General features: G+C 64.9%; 3 protein-coding genes. 2 read left to right on the forward strand and 1 reads right to left on the reverse strand.

The window, feature by feature from the left end; genetic code table 11:
- On the reverse strand, positions 1-253 hold a 253-nt coding region (locus HCC78_RS32625), incomplete at its 3' end, for a transposase (protein ID WP_172331542.1).
- Positions 254-443: 190 nt separating this feature from the next.
- Between HCC78_RS32625 and HCC78_RS32630 the strand changes: the two genes are divergently transcribed.
- Entirely contained in the window at positions 444-668 is a 225-nt protein-coding gene (locus HCC78_RS32630; protein ID WP_172332831.1) for a transcriptional regulator/antitoxin MazE, read from the forward strand.
- Positions 665-1051, forward strand: a complete 387-nt coding sequence (locus HCC78_RS32635; protein WP_172332832.1) for a type II toxin-antitoxin system death-on-curing family toxin — start codon at positions 665-667, stop codon at positions 1049-1051. Before HCC78_RS32630 ends, HCC78_RS32635 begins: the two co-directional genes overlap by 4 nt.
- The last annotated feature ends 165 nt before the right edge of the window (positions 1052-1216 follow it).

Below are 1216 nucleotides of genomic sequence, written 5' to 3' on the forward strand. Positions count from 1 at the left end.
TGACCTCCACCTCTTCCTTGAGGCGACGGTTCTCGCGCCGAAGTTCGGCCAGTTCGGCGGCCTCGGCCTGCTGCTTGCGGATCGCCTCGGCCGCCCCTCCAGCCGCCAGTTCAAGCCGCCAGCCTTTCAGCTGCGACGGCGTCACGCCAAGTTCCCGCGCGACGCTGGTCTGGGTGGCGCCGGGCTCCGACAGGCGCGCAACGGCCTGCTCCTTGAACTCGGCGGTGAAGTGACGACGGGGTTGTCTGCTCATAGCGGGTCCCTCTCTCTGGGAGTACTTCAACTCCCGGTCCGGGATCCGGGGGCAAGGTCACCTGGCTGACGCGCCTGATGACGGACTTGTTTCAAGGCTCATTGGCACCATAATACAGACTATCCGTTTTGCTTTTCCTTGGCATCGCCCCGCCTCTCGTATATACGGATGGGAACACGAGGAGCGCCAGATGTTCGAGACGAAGATCCGCAAGGTCGGCAATTCGGCCGTCATGACCCTGTCCACCGAGATGCTGGCCATCCTCGATGCCAAGGAAGGCGACCCGCTCTTCGTTGTGCGCGGCGATGACGGCAGCCTCCGGATCATGGCGCATGATCCCGCGCTGGCCGAGGCGCTCGCCACAGCCGAGATCGTGATGGACGAGAACCGCGACCTGCTCCAGGCGCTTGCGTGAGCGGACCCGCCTGGGTCCCGCTCCGCGCCGTCCTCGTCTTCCACGACCGCCAGATCGCCCGGCATGGCGGCGCCGCCGGATTGCGCGAAATGGCGCTGCTCGAGTCCGGGTGCGCCCGTCCGGTCAACCTTGCAGCATATGGCACGCCCGATGTTTTCGACCTCGCGGCAGCCTATGCCTTCGGGATCGCCAAGGCCCACGCCTTTGTCGACGGCAACAAGCGCACGGCCTTCGTTACCGCGGTGACCTTCCTGCGGTTGAACGGCCAGGGCTTCCGGCCGGTCCCGGCCGAAGGCGTCCGGATGATGGAGGACCTGGCGTCCGGAGACGTGAGCGAGGAGGCTTTCGCCAAATGGCTGCGGACAGGTGCCCTGCCGCTCTAGCCTGGAAACCAGCATTGCTGCCATTCGCCGTGTCCCTCCAGTCCGGCGGAAGAGCGCAGGAACCGGGCTGCTTAGGCTCTGGACACATTGAGTTTCACAGCCAGTAGATAACGACTGCCGCGAGGGCGATAGCTGAGAAGAACACCTTCGGGCATCTGTCGTATC

Source organism: Mangrovicoccus sp. HB161399, from assembly GCF_013184745.1.
Lineage (GTDB): Bacteria > Pseudomonadota > Alphaproteobacteria > Rhodobacterales > Rhodobacteraceae > Mangrovicoccus.

Coding starts and splice junctions, on each gene's coding strand:
- HCC78_RS32630 (WP_172332831.1), top strand. CDS start 444: ATGTTCGAGACGAAGATCCGCAAGGTCGGCAATTCGGCCGTCATGACC.